General features: G+C 66.7%; 17 protein-coding genes. 6 read left to right on the forward strand and 11 right to left on the reverse strand.

Translation table 11 applies throughout. The annotated features are described in order from the left end of the window. Window positions 1-12 precede the first annotated feature (12 nt). Complete coding sequence (locus tag OG804_RS16080) at window positions 13-708, forward strand: alpha/beta hydrolase (protein ID WP_328387375.1); 696 nt, start codon at window positions 13-15, stop codon at window positions 706-708. Window positions 709-1,106: 398 nt separating this feature from the next. Then, on the forward strand, window positions 1,107-1,379 hold the full coding sequence (locus OG804_RS16085; protein WP_328387378.1) for a hypothetical protein: 273 nt from the start codon (window positions 1,107-1,109) through the stop codon (window positions 1,377-1,379). A gap of 239 nt (window positions 1,380-1,618) precedes the next feature. Here OG804_RS16085 and OG804_RS16090 read toward each other — a convergent pair whose 3' ends face one another. After that, complete coding sequence (locus tag OG804_RS16090; protein ID WP_328387380.1) at window positions 1,619-2,830, reverse strand: FAD-dependent monooxygenase; 1,212 nt, start codon at window positions 2,828-2,830, stop codon at window positions 1,619-1,621. Window positions 2,831-2,930: 100 nt separating this feature from the next. On the opposite strand from OG804_RS16090, the gene OG804_RS16095 reads away from it, so the two are divergent. Next, the gene (locus OG804_RS16095) at window positions 2,931-3,524 is read left to right on the forward strand and encodes a TetR/AcrR family transcriptional regulator (RefSeq protein ID WP_328387382.1); all 594 of its coding nucleotides are present in this window, start codon (window positions 2,931-2,933) and stop codon (window positions 3,522-3,524) included. 49 nt (window positions 3,525-3,573) lie between these two features. On the opposite strand, the gene OG804_RS16100 is transcribed toward OG804_RS16095, so the two are convergent. Both OG804_RS16100 and OG804_RS16105 read right to left on the reverse strand, forming a co-directional pair. Beyond that, window positions 3,574-4,491 (reverse strand): NADP-dependent oxidoreductase, encoded by a 918-nt coding sequence (locus OG804_RS16100; protein ID WP_328387384.1) that lies wholly within the window; start codon window positions 4,489-4,491, stop codon window positions 3,574-3,576. 131 nt (window positions 4,492-4,622) lie between these two features. Continuing rightward, a complete protein-coding gene (locus tag OG804_RS16105; protein WP_442941538.1) occupies window positions 4,623-8,033 on the reverse strand; it encodes a BTAD domain-containing putative transcriptional regulator in 3,411 nt (1,136 codons plus the stop codon). Between the two features lie 65 nt (window positions 8,034-8,098). Between OG804_RS16105 and OG804_RS16110 the strand changes: the two genes are divergently transcribed. Beyond that, the gene (locus OG804_RS16110; RefSeq protein ID WP_328387386.1) at window positions 8,099-8,764 is read left to right on the forward strand and encodes a hemerythrin domain-containing protein; all 666 of its coding nucleotides are present in this window, start codon (window positions 8,099-8,101) and stop codon (window positions 8,762-8,764) included. A gap of 46 nt (window positions 8,765-8,810) precedes the next feature. Next, complete coding sequence (locus OG804_RS16115; protein WP_328387388.1) at window positions 8,811-9,188, forward strand: DUF4267 domain-containing protein; 378 nt, start codon at window positions 8,811-8,813, stop codon at window positions 9,186-9,188. A 109-nt stretch (window positions 9,189-9,297) separates the two neighbouring features. Here OG804_RS16115 and OG804_RS16120 read toward each other — a convergent pair whose 3' ends face one another. The 7 genes from OG804_RS16120 to OG804_RS16150 form a co-directional block, all read right to left on the reverse strand. Beyond that, the gene (locus OG804_RS16120; RefSeq protein ID WP_328387390.1) at window positions 9,298-9,759 is read right to left on the reverse strand and encodes a hypothetical protein; all 462 of its coding nucleotides are present in this window, start codon (window positions 9,757-9,759) and stop codon (window positions 9,298-9,300) included. Window positions 9,760-9,868: 109 nt separating this feature from the next. Next, complete coding sequence (locus OG804_RS16125) at window positions 9,869-10,459, reverse strand: hypothetical protein (protein WP_328387392.1); 591 nt, start codon at window positions 10,457-10,459, stop codon at window positions 9,869-9,871. Window positions 10,460-11,077: 618 nt separating this feature from the next. Beyond that, entirely contained in the window at window positions 11,078-11,542 is a 465-nt protein-coding gene (locus OG804_RS16130) for an ABA4-like family protein (RefSeq protein ID WP_328387393.1), read from the reverse strand. After that, a complete protein-coding gene (locus OG804_RS16135) occupies window positions 11,539-12,498 on the reverse strand; it encodes a hypothetical protein (protein WP_328387395.1) in 960 nt (319 codons plus the stop codon). Before OG804_RS16135 ends, OG804_RS16130 begins: the two co-directional genes overlap by 4 nt. A gap of 386 nt (window positions 12,499-12,884) precedes the next feature. Then, the gene (locus OG804_RS16140) at window positions 12,885-13,541 is read right to left on the reverse strand and encodes a MerR family transcriptional regulator (protein ID WP_328387397.1); all 657 of its coding nucleotides are present in this window, start codon (window positions 13,539-13,541) and stop codon (window positions 12,885-12,887) included. Between the two features lie 334 nt (window positions 13,542-13,875). Further along, entirely contained in the window at window positions 13,876-14,235 is a 360-nt protein-coding gene (locus OG804_RS16145; protein ID WP_328387399.1) for a hypothetical protein, read from the reverse strand. A gap of 810 nt (window positions 14,236-15,045) precedes the next feature. Further along, window positions 15,046-15,486, reverse strand: coding sequence for a hypothetical protein (locus tag OG804_RS16150; RefSeq protein WP_328387400.1), 441 nt, complete (start codon window positions 15,484-15,486; stop codon window positions 15,046-15,048). Between the two features lie 759 nt (window positions 15,487-16,245). On the opposite strand from OG804_RS16150, the gene OG804_RS16155 reads away from it, so the two are divergent. Then, entirely contained in the window at window positions 16,246-16,422 is a 177-nt protein-coding gene (locus OG804_RS16155; protein ID WP_328387401.1) for a hypothetical protein, read from the forward strand. Between the two features lie 75 nt (window positions 16,423-16,497). Here the strand turns inward: OG804_RS16155 and OG804_RS16160 are convergent, their stop codons facing one another. Then, entirely contained in the window at window positions 16,498-17,103 is a 606-nt protein-coding gene (locus OG804_RS16160; protein WP_328387403.1) for a dihydrofolate reductase family protein, read from the reverse strand.

Raw genomic sequence — 17,103 nt, forward strand, 5'->3', positions numbered from 1 at the left:
GTGGAGGTGGCGATGAGGGTCGTGTTCGTGCACGGGGCGTGCGTGCGGGACGGGTTGTGGTGGTGGCACCGCACCGCCGAGCTGCTCCAGGAGCGAGGGGTGCCGAGCACGGCCCCGGCACTGCCGAGCTGCGGCGAGGCAGGCCGGCCCGCCGGCGGCGGCGGGCCGGGGCTGCCCGAGGATGTTGCCGCGGTGCGGCAGGTGCTGCAGGACAGCGACGAGCCGATCATCGTGGTCGCCCACAGCTACGGCGGCATCGTCACCGCGGAAGCCGCCGCGGGAATCGGGTCGGTACGGCACCTGCTCCTGATCTCCAGCTACCTGCCCGAGGTCGGGCAGAGCCTGTCCGAGTTCGGGGACGGCAGCCCTGCCCCGTTTCTCGACGTCGACCCCGACGCCGGCACATTCGGGGTCCGCCCCGAGCTGCTCGTGGATACCTTCCTGCAGGACTGCGACCCCGAAGTCCAGGCGCAGGCAGCCGCCCACCTCGCCCGACAGAGCGTGCAGGTGACCGGCCAACCGGTCGGGGCGGCCGCATGGCAGCAGTTGCCCTCTACGTATCTCATCTGCACCAAGGACCGGGGCACCCCACCGCGGCTGCAGCGCGAGTTCGCCCGCCGGGCCGGCAGCGCCGTCGAACTCGACGCCGGCCACCACCCGTTCCTGTCCCAACCCACCGACGTCCGGGACCTGGTGCTGAGCCTATGACGGCAGCTGCGGACGAGCCGAGCCGGCGATCCGAAGGCCAGGAGACCGTCGTCAGTGCCGAAGGGGAATAGCTTTCGAGGGCCGACCCGGCCTACAACGGGCAGGGCGTCGACGGCCTGCTACTCGCCCGTATACCGCCGATGGGGCCGGCTGCTCGCCGCGCACGATCAACCACTCCCTGTCTGTCATGTTCGGGCTCTATGCCTTCCACGGCCGTGGCGGTCCGGTGATCACGAGTTCGGCCCCAGCGGCAACGTCGGGCAACCTTCCTGGCCCACCGAAATGCTCAGACTACTTTCGCCGTGCTCGTCGGACCGGAAGGTCTACAGCAACGCTAGAACCGCTGCTCCGTGGCAGACCGCGGCGAACGCAGCGCCCGCGACCATGCCGGTCAGCCGATGAGTGACCCCGATGATGACGTCTCCGACCTGCGCGAGGATCGCGACCCCGAGCAGAAGCAGCAGGAATGCAGGCGCAGGTTCGGTTCCAGCCCGGACGGAATCGGTTGTGTGGTCGTTGCTACCGCCGAGCTGCAGAAGACCGGAATCGACGTCGACCGATGGCGTTCCGTGCACGGAGCAGAACTCACTGAGGTCGTGCCGACCGGTGTCGAGATATTCCTGAATCCCGTCGGTGCCGCACCGTTCCGGCTCGCTTGCATCCCGAACTGACGGCAGGCCACGAGCTATTCGGCACCACTCGATGCGCCGCAATTTCGGGTGTTCGTGCCGATAATCTGTCACTCGCCGTCGCGTGCGTCGGGATCTCGCAGCGGCCGGTGTGTTCCGCCGAGATCGGGCATGCGGAAAGCGTAGTGCCCGCAGTCGTCAACTTATCTCGGCGAAGGACCCGCACAAGGACCTGGTTCGCGCTATCACGGTTGCGCTCGGAATCCATGAGATGGTCACAGTCAGTAGGTGGGTAGGGTGTAATCGTCGGTCTTCGCGAGCATGCGGTTCATGATCGGGCGCATCAGGCGGGTGGTCATGAGCTTGCCGATGGTAAGCATCATCTTCAGGCCGAGTTCACTGGTGGGCACCATTTGCTTGATGCCACCGCCGGGCATTTCCTTGGCCTTGGCCAGGAACGGGGTGGCCTTTTCTTCGTACCGTTTCAAGGCGGTAGGGAGATCGTCCGGGGTGGAAGCGATTTCACCGGCGAGAAGATAGGCGCCGACGAGGGCCATGGCGGTGCCCATTCCGGTCATGGGGGAACCGCAGAAGGCGGAATCTCCGAGCAGAGTGACGCGCCCTGCAGTGAGAGTGGGCAGGTCGATGCGGGCCAGTTCGTCGAAATAGAAGTCCGTGGTGTCGGCCATGGCGGCAAGGACAGTGGGGGCCAGCCAGCCCGCATCGGCGAGCATGGTGCGGATGAGCCGCTGCTGCGCGTCGACATCGCCGCGCAGGCTCGGGTCGTGGTCGGTACGCAGGGTGATGATGGCCTTGGATGTCGCCGGGTCGCCGTCGGGGCGGATACCGACCGCGGCGTGGGGGACCGCGTGCATGGTCATCCAGTTCGGCCGGACACCCTCCGGCGTGGGGATGGTGAAGAAGGACATGTATCCACCGAGGTAGGTGGAGTACTTCTCCTCGGGGCCGAAGGCCAGCCGCCGGGTGGCAGAGTGTACGCCGTCCGCGCCGATGACCAGGTCGAACCGTTCGGTGTCGCCGGAGGCGAACCGCACCTCGACGCCGGTGTCGTCTTGTGTGAGCGCGTCGATCCACTCGCCGTAGCGGTAGTCGAGTTCGCCTGTGACCGTGTCGAGTTCGTCGAGGAGCACTCGATTGAGGTCTCCGCGGGTGATCTCGATCTCGGCGACCGGGCCATTGCCGTCGAACATCTCCGCGGGCATCTGGTAGACGTCGCGCCCGGTGCGATCCACCACGCTCATGCCCTCTTCGTGGAGCTGATATTTGCCGACGCCCGTCATGAGACCCATCCGCTCGATCACTTCCTTGCTGGGTCCGCGCAGGTCCACTGCCTGGCCGCCGGGGCGTGGGGCGGTCGAACGCTCCACGACGGTTGTGCGAATACCGGCGCGCAGCAGTTGCAGGGCAACGGCATTGCCCGCGATGCCGCCACCGGCGACGAGGATGCGGAGGGGCGCGGGGGTCTTGTTCATCGAAACTCCTACATGCAGAACGTGTGTCTTACACAAATGTCTAACACATTTGTTCGCACATGTCTAGGACAAACGTCTGAGACGCTGGTACGGTGAAATCATGGGAAACCGAGAAGCCCTACTTGCCGGTGCCCGCAAAGCACTGCTGGAACGCGGCCTGGCCAAGGTCACCGCCCGCGATATCGCCAAGGCCGCCGGAGTCAGCCTGGCCGCTATCGGCTACCACTTCGGCTCGAAAGACCGTCTCATCACCGAGGCGCTCGCGGAGGCCACGGGCCAAGGCCTGGGCGATGTCTTCGACAATAGGCTGCGAGAGGCCGCCGAGGGCCGGTCGCTGCCGGAGTCGGTGGCGCCCACCTGGAACGGCATGCTCGATGCCATCCGGGCCCACAAGGAAGATCTGCTGTTGAGCCTCGAGAACGCGGTCCGGGTCGCGCGCTCCGAGGACTCGCAACAGTTCATTGCCGAAGCCGTGGACGGCGGGGTGAACGAACTCGCTCAGATCCTCCGAGCAGCGGACCCCCCGCTGACAGCGGCGGACGCGCATGCTGTCGCCAAGCTGTATTTCACACTGCTGCAAGGCATGACGCTGCTATGGTTCATGGCCCCCGCCGCCGACCTGATCGACGGCGACGATCTGGCCCGAGCCGTCGCTGCCCTCGCACCGAACCGGACGGAACCCAAGGCCGAGTGACTTCGGGAACCGCAGTATCGACCCACCCCATCCGCTGCGGCCGCTTCGGTCAGGGCTCGAGCACGTAGCGACCGCGCGTCCCGCCCTCGGCCATGGCCCGGTGGGCGTCCGCAGTCCGGGCCAACGGCATGACGGCATGCACGCGAGTCGGCAGCCGGCCGGAAGCCGCGTGGGCCAGCAGCTGCCCTAGGCGGGGACCGTCCGACTGCGCCATCAGTGTGTGCACTGTGATCCCTCGCTCGGCCGCGGGTACGATATTCGGCCGGACGCCGGCGAAGGTTCCGCCGTCGCGGACCGGGGTCAGGCCACACACCTGCCGGGGCGTGGTGTCGACGACCGCGTCCCAGCCGATCCCGGCACTCGTGACGAAGTCGGCGCCGAGGCTCCGCACGAACTGTTCGTCCGCTTCTCGGGCCAGGCCGGTCACCCGCCAACCGCGGTCGGGTGCGAGGGCGGCGACGTTGGCCCCGATCGCGCCGGCCGCGCCGGTCACCAACAGCCGATTTCCGTCGGTCGGCGCCTCGCCGATCAGATCGACGATCTGCGCCGCACTCAGGCCGCTGAGCGGCACTGTAGATGCCGTGACCAGGTCGAGCCCGTCGGGTACGACGGCGAGATCGGCGGCGGGCACGACGAGCTGTTCGGCGTAGGTGCCGAAGTCGCGGTCGAAACCGAGGACGACACCGGCGACCCGGGTGCCTACGGACAGGTTCACGCCCGGACCGACGGCGTGCACGGTGCCGGCGAAGTCCCAGCCCAGGCCGGTGTGCGAAGGCTGGTTGATCATGCCCAGCTCGTGGAAGAACCCGCCCACGACACCGAGGTCGGTGGGGTTGACCGGCGTAGCCGCGACCGCGACCCTGACCTCACCGGGGCCGGGCTCGGTGAGCGGGATGTCGATGATCTCGATCGAGTCGGGTCCGCTCGGAGTGCGGACGACGGCGGCCCGGAAAGTAGGTGTACTCATGTTTCGCTCCTCTAGGGTCGGTTCCGATGAGCTCGACAATGGCCCCGGGGTTTTGGAAGGTACTTGGAGCCGACTTGGAACGCTGTAGCCGGTACGTGTGTCACTTGCCGAACGCGGGGTCAGTCTTGCTGTCAGGGCGAACCAGGGCTGCCGAGAGCTTGATCGGCGTATGCCCGGGCGTCGGCGGACCAGCGTGGAGCGTGCCACCGGTCGGCGATGGCGGCGGCCCGGGTGAAGTGGGCGGCGGCCTCGTCGTGCCGACCGAGGAAGAGGGCGAGTTCGCCGAGTGTGTGGGCGACCGGGCGCAGGGCCAGTGACACGGTTTCAGCGCCTGCCGGGGGTCCGTCTCGATGCGGAAGCAGGTCCGCATATATCTGCTCGGCCGCGTCGCGGTCGTTCGCGGCGATCGTCGCCAGGGCGCGCAGGCTGGTCAGGAAGGTGAAGAAGAAGTCGGACCGGATCGGGGCCGGTGCTGCGTCGGAGCGGCGGGCCTCGTCGCCGCGGCCGGCGGCGTGAAGGGCGAGGGTGAGCAGGTCGGCGACCATGGGGCCGAGTGCCTTGTGGAAGGCGCGCACGTCGTCGAGGTGGTCGCCGAGCGTGCCGTCGCCGATCCAGATCGCCGCCCGTGCGAGACGGAGGAAGCCCGCGGCGTGCACCGATCCGGCGCGTTCCATGCGTCCGGTGGCCTCGGCGTAGCGGCGTTCGGCATCGGCGAACCGGCCCTCGATGAGCACCAGCGTCGCCAGTGCGATCTCGGCGGCGCCGATCGCCTCCGGCATCCGGTAGGTGCGAGCGAGGTCGAGCGCTTCTTCGGTGACGCGGCGCATGGTTGCCGGGTCGTTGGCCGCCGCGGCGTTCGCGGCCTGGTCCAGCAGCCCGGTCACGCGGTAGACGGGTAGGTCGTGTTCGACACCGATCTCCACCAGCTCACGGGAGTATTCCTCCCGTCCGGACGCGCGTGCGAGGATCAGCAGCGCTGCGGCGCGGAGGCGGGGATCGGCCGCGAGTTCGAGAGCTTCCTTTCCCGCCGCGACGACCGTCGGATCGTCCTCGCCCACCAGTTCGTGGGCGTAGGCGATGAGAAGGTGGGAGCGTGTGCCGGAGGCGAGGCCGGGCCGTTCGAGCAGGCGGGCGAGACGTTCGACTATAGGGTGGTCGACCGTGCCGTATGGGCGGGCTTGCCAGGGGGTGGGTTCGGTCCAGGCGGTGAACGCGGCGATCATCAGGTCCTCGCGCCCGATCGAGTCGGCGTACTCCACGGCCTGCTTGCGTGTGTCCCTGGCCGCGGCGAAGGATCCGGCCCGGACCTGCGCGCGCAGCAGCCTGCCGAGGAGGTCGACGTGTTCATCCGGGTCGCCGGAGAAGGTGGCGGCATCGGTGAGGAGCGAGGCCGCCACATCGTGGGCATAGCGTGCCTCGGCCAGCTCGGCGGCGCGCACACAGTAGCCGACGGCCTTCGGCGACCCCGCGCGCGCGTAGTGATGGGCGAGCGCCGCGATATCGCCCGAACCTTCCAGTGCCGCGGCGATCCGAGCGTGCATCCTCGTGGTCCGTATCCGACTGACATCGGTCACCAGGGTGTCGCGGACCAGCGTATGCACGAACCGGACCCGCCCCGGTCCCGGTTCGTCGAGCAATCCGGCGATGACGCCCGCGTCCAGTGCGTTGAGTACTCCGTCCTCGTCGGTGTCGGCGGCCCGGACGAGCACGTCCACCGAACTCTCCCGGCCGGCCACCGCGGCCAGCCGCAGGACGGAGACTCCGCTCTCGGGGAGCCGGGCGAGCCTGCGCCGCAGCACATCTCGGACACCGTCGGGGACCTCGGAGAGCGCGACCAGCGCGCCCTCCCCGTGCAGCAGACGCGCGCTCTCCCGCACGTAGAAGGGGTTGCCGCCGGTCCGCTCGGCGATCCCGGCCACGGTCGCGTCGTCGGCCGCGCATTCGGCACGCACGAGCTCGGCGACAGCCTCGGCAGGTAGTCCGGGTAGGTCCAGTCGCAGCGGCGCGGCTCGGGCGAGTGACCCGAGGGTGTCGGTGAGCCGCTCACTCTCGTCCCCGCGATACGCCGCGACGATCAGGATCGGGGCCCGCACACCGACGCCACCGCCGAGCAGGTCCAAGGTTGTGCCGTCCGCGCAGTGCAGATCGTCGAGAATCAGCGCGATGGGACGTGCCTCGGCGGCTGCGGTGAGCCAGTTCCACAGTGCCCGGCGCAGCCGGAAACGCCCGGCCGTCGCATCTCCGGTACCCGATGCGGAATCGCAGAGCAGCGGGGCCAGCTCGCCGGGCGGCTCGCCGGACCGGTAACTCGCCGCCACCGCCCGCAGGGCCTCGACCCACGCCCACGCGGGCGGAGCGCTGTCCAGCTCGGGACAGCGCCCGGCCGCCATGAGCCACCCGTGCTGTCCGAGCCGCGCGCCGAAGTGCTCCAGCACTGTCGATTTGCCGAGCCCAGCATCCCCTGTGACGAGCACGACACGAACCCCGTCGGCGGCGGCCTCCTCCGCGGCGGCCATCAATGCCGCGAGTTCGCGATCGCGGCCCACGAACGCACCGGCGCGGGGCCCGCCGTTCGACGACTCGACCGATCTCAGCTCTGCCGCTGTCGAGTCCGATTGTTTCCCTGGCGTTTTTGTGGCATCGCATGCCCGTTCCGCGATGGCGTGCGCTCCGGAACCGGCGGACTTCGGAGGGCTGTCGATGGGCAGAACTTCCGGCCGCGGGTATCGCACGGAAGTCGGCGGCACGGCGGCGCGCAGGATATCCGTGCGCTGGGCGAGGATCGCCGCCTCCAGTTCCACCAGATCCGGGCCCGGATCGAGCCCCAGCTCGTCGGCGAACGTCGCGCCCGCCCGGCGCAGCACAGCCAGCGAGTCGGCTCGACGACCGCTGCCCCACAGCGCGAGGGCCAGCATCCGCCAGCCTTCCTCGCGCAGCGGTTCGTCGCGGGTGAGGCCCTCCGCCTCGGGGACCACCGCGGCGGGATCGCCCAGCCGCAATCCCGCCGCAATACGCAGTTCACGGGCGACCAACCGCAACTCGTCGAGCCGCGCGATCTCGGCCGCCGCCCACGGCTCGTCGGCGAACTCGGCGAACGCCGGCCCCTGCCACAGCGCCAGCGCCGCACCCAGCCGGTCGCGGGCGTCGCGGGGGTCTGCGAGCGTGCGAGTCTCCTCGACGAACTCCTCGAAACGCCAAGCGTCCACCGCTTCCGGCGGTAACCGTAGTGCGTAGCCGGGTGGGGTGCTCACCAGCAGCCGGGCCGGAGTGCGTGGCATGCGACCGGGTTCCAGCAGGCGCCGCAGATTGGACACGTACGCCTGCAACGAGGTGCGGGCGCGGCCCGGCGGTTCGCCACGCCACAGATCCTCGACCAGGCGATCGACCGACACGACCTGCCCACGTGCGGCCACCAGCAGGGCCAGCACCCCGCGCTGCCGCGGTCCGCCGAGTGGAACCGGCCCATCGCGGTCCTCGGCCGCGAACGAACCCAATACCCGGATCAAGACCATGACCCGGCCGATCGTACGCGCGGCCGGCACCGGTGTTCCAAGTCGACTCCAAGCGCCTTCCAAAACCCGGGGCTCAGCCTAGGCGCAACGCTCCGATGGAACACGAAGGGAACGAGCAGATGGGCATCGACACCCACGATATGGAAGTAGTTCACCGTGGACTGCGCCGTGAATCGCGGCTGCTGATCGAGCTGGTGGCGGCGGTCGTACCAGGCGACACCGCCCGCGCCGCGGTCATCGCCGACCACTTCCGCCTCTACCGGCTGGGTCTGCAGAACCACCACGAGGGCGAGGACGAGCTGCTGTGGCCACCGCTGCTGGCCCGCGTAGACCTCGGGACCGACATCGTCCTGCGGATGGAAGCCCAGCACGAGCGCGTAGCCGCCACGCTGACCAGGCTGGACATCGAGATGCCGACCTGGAGGGCCGCCGCCGGAGCCGACGAACGCGACGCACTCGTGGCCTCGCTCACCGATCACCGGGCGGTATTGCTGGAGCACCTCGACGACGAGGAGGCCACCCTGCTGCCACTCGCCGCCGACCACCTCACCGAGGCGGAATGGGCCTCGCAGGGCGAGCACCTGGTGGCGCACACTCCCAAGCTCGCACTGCTCACACTTTTCGGCATAGTCCTCGAGGACGCGAACCCGTCCGAACGCGCACGCCTGCTATCCGGGCTTCCTGCCCCGGTCCGAGCCATCTGGCACCTCATCGGCCGCCCTCGCTACGCCCGCCACATCCGCCGCGTCCGCGCGACGTAATCATTCCCGAAAAGCTGAAACTACTCATCAACCAGAGGAATTCATCATGCAATCGATGATCGGCAACTCTCTCGCCGCGCTCATCGGGATCGCGGTCGTCGTCATGGGCAGCTCATTCTTCTGGGCACCACAGGGTGCGGCGGGCTTCGGCAAACCGAATCCCCCTCTCCAGGACCCCGCCTTCCGAGCGTGGCTGTGCGTCAAGGGCATCCGCGACATGGCCACCGGGGCGTGCATACTCGTCCTGCTCGCCGTCGGCCCGCCCGCGCTGCTCGGCGGGCTCGTACTCACCCTCGCCCTCATTCCGATCGGAGACGCGACGATGGTGCTCCGCAACAAGGGTCCCAAGTCGGCCGCCTACGGAGTCCACGCCTCTTCCGCGGCCGCGATGATTGTGGTCGCACTGCTGCTGCTGACCGCCTGAACCCGCGGTCGTGCAACCTTTCGCGAAAGCGCGACCGGTCCTGGTAAGCCATCGTGGCCAGATGCTCTGTCTCAACGCCGGACAACTGGTTGGACCGGCTTTCGAAGAGTTATCCGGCTTTCCGGGCTCGCGCGTGGACCTCGGCGACGAGCCGCCACAGTTCATCCGGAGCCACCTCACCCGGCCGGTACTGGACCGCGACGTACAGGGTATCCGCGGTCAATGCCCACTTGTCGAGATCATCCGTCGTCGTGGTGATGAACGCATACTCACCGTAACTACCGCGACGATCCTCGGGAGCCGGCTCGTAGTGGAAGAACGGCTCCGGATACAGATCGGCGTCCCCGGCAACTTCACGTTCACCGACCGGCGCATCTCGGGTGCTGACCAAAATACTCCCGTGTACGTCGACCGATTCCGGCGACGGACAATACAACACACAGAAGAACCGATCGGGTTCGTTCTCGTCGACGACCTTCGGATACAGCCCTTCGAACGCCGCAGGCAGTGCGTCGTCGAGCGCTCCGGGACGATGCAGGGCGGTCAGGTCTGCGGGGTGAGATGGTGACACCGAAGTCCTCCTGGTCTGTCCGAGGGGGGTAGCCGGCTCCCGACCACCCCCGGCGACGGCGAGTGACATCGTGGCACACGCACGCGCGATGATCGCCGGTCGGGCAGCATCATCCGGCACAACGGTGTGCGGTGGAGGTCGGGTATGCGGTGATGATGTCGCCGTTCGAGTCCTTGACTATGACGTTGTTCCAGAAGTAGTTGTCGGTCGTTTGGCCGTTGCGCTTGTCGTACATCCAGATCTGGCGGGCATAGCAGGTTTTGCCGTCCCGGCTCGATGTGGCTTCCGGATGCCGCAGTGCGGCCTCGATCGAGTAGTCCATCAGGTCCATCCACTGGTCGCCGGTGATCAACGCCTTGTTCGACCAGTCGTTCATATGGCGACCCTTGATGTGTTCGAATCCGTACTCTCGGTTGCCGCACACCATGAACGCACGCCTTCCGCCCTGGACATCGTAGGTCCCGATGGGCTTGCGTTCATCCGACATCCCGCACGGCCGGTACGGCGGAGTCCCGGGACTCTGAGCGTTGCGCCGCAGAATTTCGAATCCCACGCGTAGCTGATCGAGGGCAGCGCCCATCGGATCCGGTACCGCCCCGGTGATCGTCGGTCCCGAAGTGGGTGTCGAGGAATCGACCGGTGCAGCCGCCGCGGTTGCCGCGCCGCCGACGCCCAGAACCGCCGAAGCGAGCACAGCCATCCCGAACCCGATCCCTCTTCGGCACAAGAATCCCGAAACATCTCGATTCTCGAATGCAATCCCGGTCATCTGTCGTACCTTTCCTGTGAGGGCCTTGAGTTCTGTTGCCTCACAAGGGTTCGACGCAGCAGACGGTGAGATGGCTCCCCTTCTTTCGGGGATTCTTCGAAATCGGGAACGCCCGCCGCTGGGAGACCCCCCGCCGCACACAGTGCGCTTCGCCGGACCCGCCGCTATCGTCGGCGTCACCCCAGCGCCGGACGAGGAGACCGAACCCATGCGTCGTCGCACGCTGCTGGCCGGCACCGTCACCGCTCTCGGCGTCACCCCCCCCACCGTCGACAGCGGCACAGACATCCGACCCGCTATACGCGCTGGAACGTGCGCTGCTGGCCCCGCCCGCTCCGGGCATCCCCGTCGATCTACGGCAGCTCGGCCACCAGATCGCCGCGGCACAGTCGTTGTTAGTATCGGCCACCTCGTTACCGCTGATCCGGCTGGGTGGTCAGGCGGTGAGGGCAGGGCAGCGGGTGTGGTCTCCTCCTGGCCGGCGGGGTCGGTGGTGGCGCGTGATCGGGCCAGGACAGCGGGCAGTCTCGGCGCGCTCGGCACACGCTTTCAGAACTCCCACCTCGTCTCCGGGAGCGGCGACACCTTCGATTCCCGCGAGGGTTTTCGGATGATTCGGATCAGCAGGTAGGCGAGCACGCCGAGTGGCGCGAACATGATCGTGGACACCAGTAAAACACTGATCAGTATCGGATGGATGCGCCGGTCGCGGCTGTCGAAGAAAATCCAGCGGCCGAGAAAGAGATCGAATGCGACGAAGTGGGCCCAGGACGCGGCCGTACCCACGGGACTGCCCAGGAGTTGTTGCAACGCAGGCAGGTCCGGATTCGCCAGAACGGCGGAGAACTCCACCAGGCCCGGGACGACCAGCACCGCGTAGATCAGCAAAGGCGGCAGGCAGATCAGCGGAGACGCGACGATAGCGCGAGTCCGGTGCCATCGCGGCGCGAGAATCATCAGCGCCCAGAACGGGGCGGCGCCAAGGAACGTGATATCGAACAGACGCTGCGTCACCGGGTGACCTCCAGAGACCTGCGTGCGGACGGTGTGGTTGTGCGACCATCCGATGGACGGCGGACGAGGACTGCGATAGCGGCTGCCGTCGCGGCAGCGAGGATGATCCCGCCCGCCGCCAGTGTGAGCGCATCCGGGTGGATCACTGATTGTCCGCGCAGCGCTTGCCAGGTCAGTAGCGCGATCACTGCCGCGTAGACAGCGGCAGCGGTCTTGACCAGAGCACTCCGCACGTCCGCCGACCGGGTGGCCGATATCCGGCGCGCCGATAATTCGAGGACGATCACCAGCAGTGGAAGCAGTTGCGCCGCGTGCATCCCGATGAAATGCGGAATTCGCAGGTCGCCGCCCGCAGTGCTCCAACCGAGGAACGGCAGACCCGGGCCGCCGTCGGTGAGACCGACGGTATGCGCACCGCGGATACCACTTCCGCTGTCGAGCTGAGCGCTTGTCGGCCGCACCATCAGAAAGCCCAGTGCCGCGCCGACGAGGGATAGGCCGGCTCCGAACCTGATCGCGGCGTTGCGGGCCCGATCGGGTGTCGGGTTGAACAGCAGCGCCACGGATGCCACCACAGTGGCTGCCCACACCACAATGATCGATATCGCCATGGCGTTCCAGAGCGCGGAGTTCAACGGCGTGGTGGTGTTGAAGTGGCTGGTCGTCCCCCGGACGACCTGGGTCACAATGATCGCCAGTTCCAAACCGAGGCCGATAGCGGCCATAGTGCCGGCCCACCAGGCGATCCGGCGCCAGCGGGTGAACTGATCGATCAGCCATGCCCATGTCACGGAGTAGATGAGCACGGACAACGCGAACTTCACAACCTTGGCCCAGATCGGTAGTCCCGTCAGGGTTCGGCTGTCGGCGATCGTTGCACCGATGGCGAAAACAGTGAGGCTCGCCATGGCGACGGCGAGCAGCATCAGTGGGCGATGCCATCTCAGGGTGGGCACGGTTCCTCCGATCATCGTGCAGCACAGGCAATACAGCGAGGCGGAGATGAGCGTCCGCGATACGGGTTACTCACCCGAACGATTGACTGTGCCACTATCGATACTTCAACTATCGATAGTAGCGGGAGCGGCTACCGACTTGCCAACAGTGGCAGTAATTGCCCGAGAAGTCCGAGTCTTTGCACGAAATGGGCGTATGCGGTAGGTCGGGATCGGTGGGAGCGTCGACCGGATGACTGTGACCGGCCGCCGATTACCGTCGAGCAAGTGGGCCGCGATAACAGCGGTCTCGGCCGAAACGCATGCCTCGGCGCCGGAAACGCGTCGGTGAGCGCCACCGGCCGAACCCTTCCGCTGAAGTCGGTCTCGAAGGTGGCCGGTGGCGGCTACTCCGCCGGCCGACGCCGGACCGGCGCCTCATCCGGTAGGAGTTGCCGAGACAGGTGTTCCTGGGCAAGTCGGCGCAAAGCAGACAGCAGAGTGTCACCGAGAAGGGTTCCGACGATAGCGGTTTCGGCCATTCGCTCGATGGTCGCCTCGGCGCGAACCAAGCCGAGATCGATGGCCGCGATCGATTGGGACGCGGTGGCGTAGTCGTCCATCTCGGCCACCACATCGGCGTGCCCGAGCAGCCGCAACGCGGCGCACACATCGATCAAGGTCCGCCGCGCCGGACTGTCCTCATGGATTTCCCAGCCGCGCCCGGCCAGCAGCGCCTCGACGTCGGCAGTAGCGATCTCCTCCTCGTGCCGGCCCACCGGCGAACGACGCCCACCGAGGGCATACAACACTCCCCCGATCGATTCCCGCGCGGTCGATGCCCCCGTATCGAGCACAGTGAGCACGTCTCTTGCCGCGTCCACCGACAGGCCGCCGATGTCGAGCAGGGCACGGATCAGGCGCAGGCGGTTCATGTGCTCTTCGCTGTAGTCCACCTGGTTGCGGTGCGTACGGACGCCGGAGGGCATCAACCCCTCACGCACGTAGTACTTGATCGTTGCGGCAGGAACCCCGGTTGCCCTACTGAGTTCGGCTATCCGCATGACGCTCCTGATTCTCGATAGTGCCGTTGTGCCTATATCGGCGATTGTGGCCGCCCGGAGCATCTGAGCGCCGACGCCGACAGTATCGATACTCAAGCTATCACCTGAGCTGAGCAGCCTCTTCGGTTGCTGGGGTCTTGGTCGCTTCCCTATTCGACCGGGGTCTACCGGCCGAGGCGAGGCGGGGCGACACGGCCGTCGCGAACGGACTGCGCCCGGTCCGGAAGACCGCGGGTTGGTGGCCGGCCGACACGCCCGAATCGGCGGACCTTCGTTCAACGAATGGCTCGACGCCACCTACCCGATGGAGGGCTGACCCCGCGGCCCCGTCCGATCAGCAGCCCTGCGGAGCCCGCCAAGCGTCCTGCGCGTAGGTGGTCGAGCCGATCATGGCGCCGACCACGCCGCCGATAATCCCGAACGGGACGGCCCCGACAATGAAGATGGGCAGACCCGTGATCGCGCCGACCGCGGTCCCGAGCGCAGCGCCCAGGCCGGTCCGGAGTTCGATGGAGTCGCCGGGCGCCATGCACGCCGCGATGGGCGCCACCGCCCCGGATCCCGGAACATCGGGTGCTTGCACCGGCGCGACCGGCGCCGGGGCGGGCTCGGCCGCCGCGGCGCCCCCTGATCCGACAATGAGCAGCCCGGCAATGGCGCTGCCGAGCACAGTGCGGGTCGATATCTTTGACATATGCGCGCAGATTCCTGATCAGTCGAAAACAAGTGTGCGACCTGAGTAGTCAGATCTACGAACATAATGTCGTATCGGCGGGTGTAATGCTCGCTTTCGGTATCTCGGTCGGAGCAAGCCAGAAACCGTTCTCGCCGATGATCCGGCCACCCCGCCTGCCCCTACTGCGCAGGTAGACCCCGGTTTCCGTCCTCCCCCATGTCGTCGGCTCGAAGGAGTTGCCGTCCGACTCTCGAATCGGCCGCCGGCACCTCGTAGGGTCGGGTCGAGTCTGTCAGAATGCCCTCATGACTGCCGCGCGCCCGGGACTCGTCATCTGGGAACAAGGACCACTTGGTTGTGCCGGCGAATTCCGAGATCGTTCCTCGGCGAATTCCGACGTCGTATAGGGGCCGTGCGACGTTGTCGTGACGGTGAAAATTGACGTCACTGGGGTCGGACTTCAGCAGCGTACACCTTGTGTGCAGCCACGAAATCGGGCTGCGCTCGGCCGAGCCGGCCTGGCAGCACGGCAGGGTGCCGGATCTGCTCTGGAATGAGGTCGAGAACTTCTTCGATCCCGACCTGATGGGTGCGTTGCCGGATGTATGCGTGTCGGGCACCTCGGTCGAGGACGACGACGCACAGCCTCCTCTTCGCCCACACGGCGGTGATAGCCTTCGCGATCCCATTTGGAGAAGCTACTCATCGCCCTTCCGCGATCACACGTACCTGATGCACGAGCACTGCCAGGGTGCCGTTGCGGAACAACCGCCAACCTCACACGCCCACACGCCTCACCACGAACGTAGCGCGGTAACGCACGGTCTACTACCCGGTGGTGTAGTAGACCGTCATCGACTGCCCCACCTCGCCGTCGCCATCCCCGACCAGAGGTTTGAATACCACAGATTCGACCGATACATCACCGAGACAGCCAATGGTCTCATCGGCGAACTTCTTCAAAAGATCAGCCGCCCCCGCGCTGCCCGTGCCCGTGGGAGAAGCTTGCGAAGCGTGGTATACGACGTTCGAACCGGCGGGAATCGCGCCGGAGACCTCGACATCGTCGTCCAGGGCGTAGTACACGTCGATAATCGGCTTGAGTTCACCATCCGCAGTGAGCACCGAGTGAAACGTCATGTCCAGGACCGTGAGCTCGCCCAGCGCATCCATGGCGTGCGCCGTTTCTCGGAGGAGGTCCGAGAGTCTCCCTGCCTCTGCCCCTTCGGCCCTGAAACGCAACTGCTTCCACTTGGGTATTTCGTCCACAACTTGCTCCAATCAATCTGCAGGATCAGCGGCCGAAAGGGTTTCGGGCTGAGGCTTATTGCGAGCCAATATGTTGAATGCGAGTGCGGGTTGTTCGGCACTGGCAATGACGGGTGTCAGGCCTACAAGCAGCGGAGTCGCCAAGAGCGCGATCGAGGCTATGCGTACACGTGGTCGGAATTGCACTGTGATTCACTCGCTTTCATGTATAAGCGCACCATTTGTGCGTCGGGAGATTGGACTCCGCTAAGTCTCCCGCCGGTTCCACGTCTCTCATGTGAGAGGCATCATATTCTTCGTTCGGTTCGGTGTCCGAGCGGGCAATCTGCTTGCGGCAATCTACCGATCAGCACTCCAGCCCACTACACGTTCCTCCACGGTCGAGTACGCGGTCACTCGATTCCTCAACCAGTGCAAGGCTTCCCACCCGAGTCGGTCCGATCGACGCACCTGGTCCCCGCACACCTAGCGAAAAAAGTAGCGGTTCCCTATCACTGCTGCCCCTGGGACGACCCGCCTCGGTCGATATCGCTTGATCCGGCCCCCGGCGCGGGCCCATCAGCGCGGTCGGACAGCACATTACGAGTTTGCCGACCCCAACTTTCCCCGGCACCGGGTGCTGCCATCACACCCGATGAGGACGTACCGTGCGCGAACGACCACCTTTTCCCAAGCGACCCGCACGAAGCCGGGCTATCGAAGCAGCAATCCGGATGTGACACGATCAATACACCGTCGAGACAGCGAAGTTGGGAACGAGTGGCGATCTGGTGGCCCTGGGTCGTGTACTCACCCGCGATCGGAAGGCAGCGCACCACCGCGATCTACTACGTCACCGACGGAAATCTCGAAAGAAATCTTTCCGTGGCAGATCCGTCCGCTTACCTCAAAAGCGTCGAGCAGCGGTTCTGGCAACGCCAGGCCCTGTTCGGGTGAACCGACTGGGTTGTGACAGCCCAGCAGATGAGTATCGATGCCTGGCGACGGTCCGGACCGGTGGACGGGGCGACGTTACGCAGGGCCGCCGAGCGGCGGGTGCTCGAGCACGCGGGGCTTGTACTCGACCAGCTGGGTGCGGCCGTCGAAGGTGCGGTGCTCGACCATGTCGAGGGCGACGTCCGGATAGCCGTCGTAGATGCGTTCTGCGCCCGTGGCCCCGGTGATCACCGGGAACATCACGACCCGGAAGCGGTCGACGAGTCCGGCTCGTAGCAGGGACCGGCTCAGGCTGAGGCTGCCGATCGTGCTCAGGAGCCCCGAGCCACTCGACTTCATGGCGCGGACCGCCTCGACGGCGTCGTCGCGGACCAGCGTGGAGTTGGCCCACGTCAGTGGCTCCTCCAGTGCGGAGGAGAACACCACCTTGGACGCTTGCGTGAGCTCATCGACGGTCGCCTCTTCTTCGGGCCTGAACTCGTCTTGGCCATCCGGGACCTCGCCGGCGGCGAAGCCCGACATCAGGCGGTAGGTGTTGGCTCCCATCAGGTAGGTGACCTCGGGCTGCTCGCCGAGCCACGCGAGGTACTCCGGGCCCTCGAGGCCCCAGAACCCGGGCCATCCCTCGCCCGATGCGTAGCCGTCGAGAGAGGTGATGAAGTCGACGAGAAGCTCCGCCAT

It is taken from the genome of Nocardia sp. NBC_00416 (assembly GCF_036032445.1).
Taxonomy (GTDB): Bacteria; Actinomycetota; Actinomycetes; order Mycobacteriales; family Mycobacteriaceae; genus Nocardia.

Coding starts and splice junctions, on each gene's coding strand:
- OG804_RS16080 (WP_328387375.1), top strand. CDS start 13: ATGAGGGTCGTGTTCGTGCACGGGGCGTGCGTGCGGGACGGGTTGTGG.
- OG804_RS16085 (WP_328387378.1), top strand. CDS start 1,107: ATGAGTGACCCCGATGATGACGTCTCCGACCTGCGCGAGGATCGCGAC.
- OG804_RS16090 (WP_328387380.1), bottom strand. CDS start 2,830: ATGAACAAGACCCCCGCGCCCCTCCGCATCCTCGTCGCCGGTGGCGGC.
- OG804_RS16095 (WP_328387382.1), top strand. CDS start 2,931: ATGGGAAACCGAGAAGCCCTACTTGCCGGTGCCCGCAAAGCACTGCTG.
- OG804_RS16100 (WP_328387384.1), bottom strand. CDS start 4,491: ATGAGTACACCTACTTTCCGGGCCGCCGTCGTCCGCACTCCGAGCGGA.
- OG804_RS16110 (WP_328387386.1), top strand. CDS start 8,099: ATGGAACACGAAGGGAACGAGCAGATGGGCATCGACACCCACGATATG.
- OG804_RS16115 (WP_328387388.1), top strand. CDS start 8,811: ATGCAATCGATGATCGGCAACTCTCTCGCCGCGCTCATCGGGATCGCG.
- OG804_RS16125 (WP_328387392.1), bottom strand. CDS start 10,459: ATGGCTGTGCTCGCTTCGGCGGTTCTGGGCGTCGGCGGCGCGGCAACC.
- OG804_RS16140 (WP_328387397.1), bottom strand. CDS start 13,541: ATGCGGATAGCCGAACTCAGTAGGGCAACCGGGGTTCCTGCCGCAACG.
- OG804_RS16145 (WP_328387399.1), bottom strand. CDS start 14,235: ATGTCAAAGATATCGACCCGCACTGTGCTCGGCAGCGCCATTGCCGGG.
- OG804_RS16160 (WP_328387403.1), bottom strand. CDS start 17,103: ATGGCGGAGCTTCTCGTCGACTTCATCACCTCTCTCGACGGCTACGCA.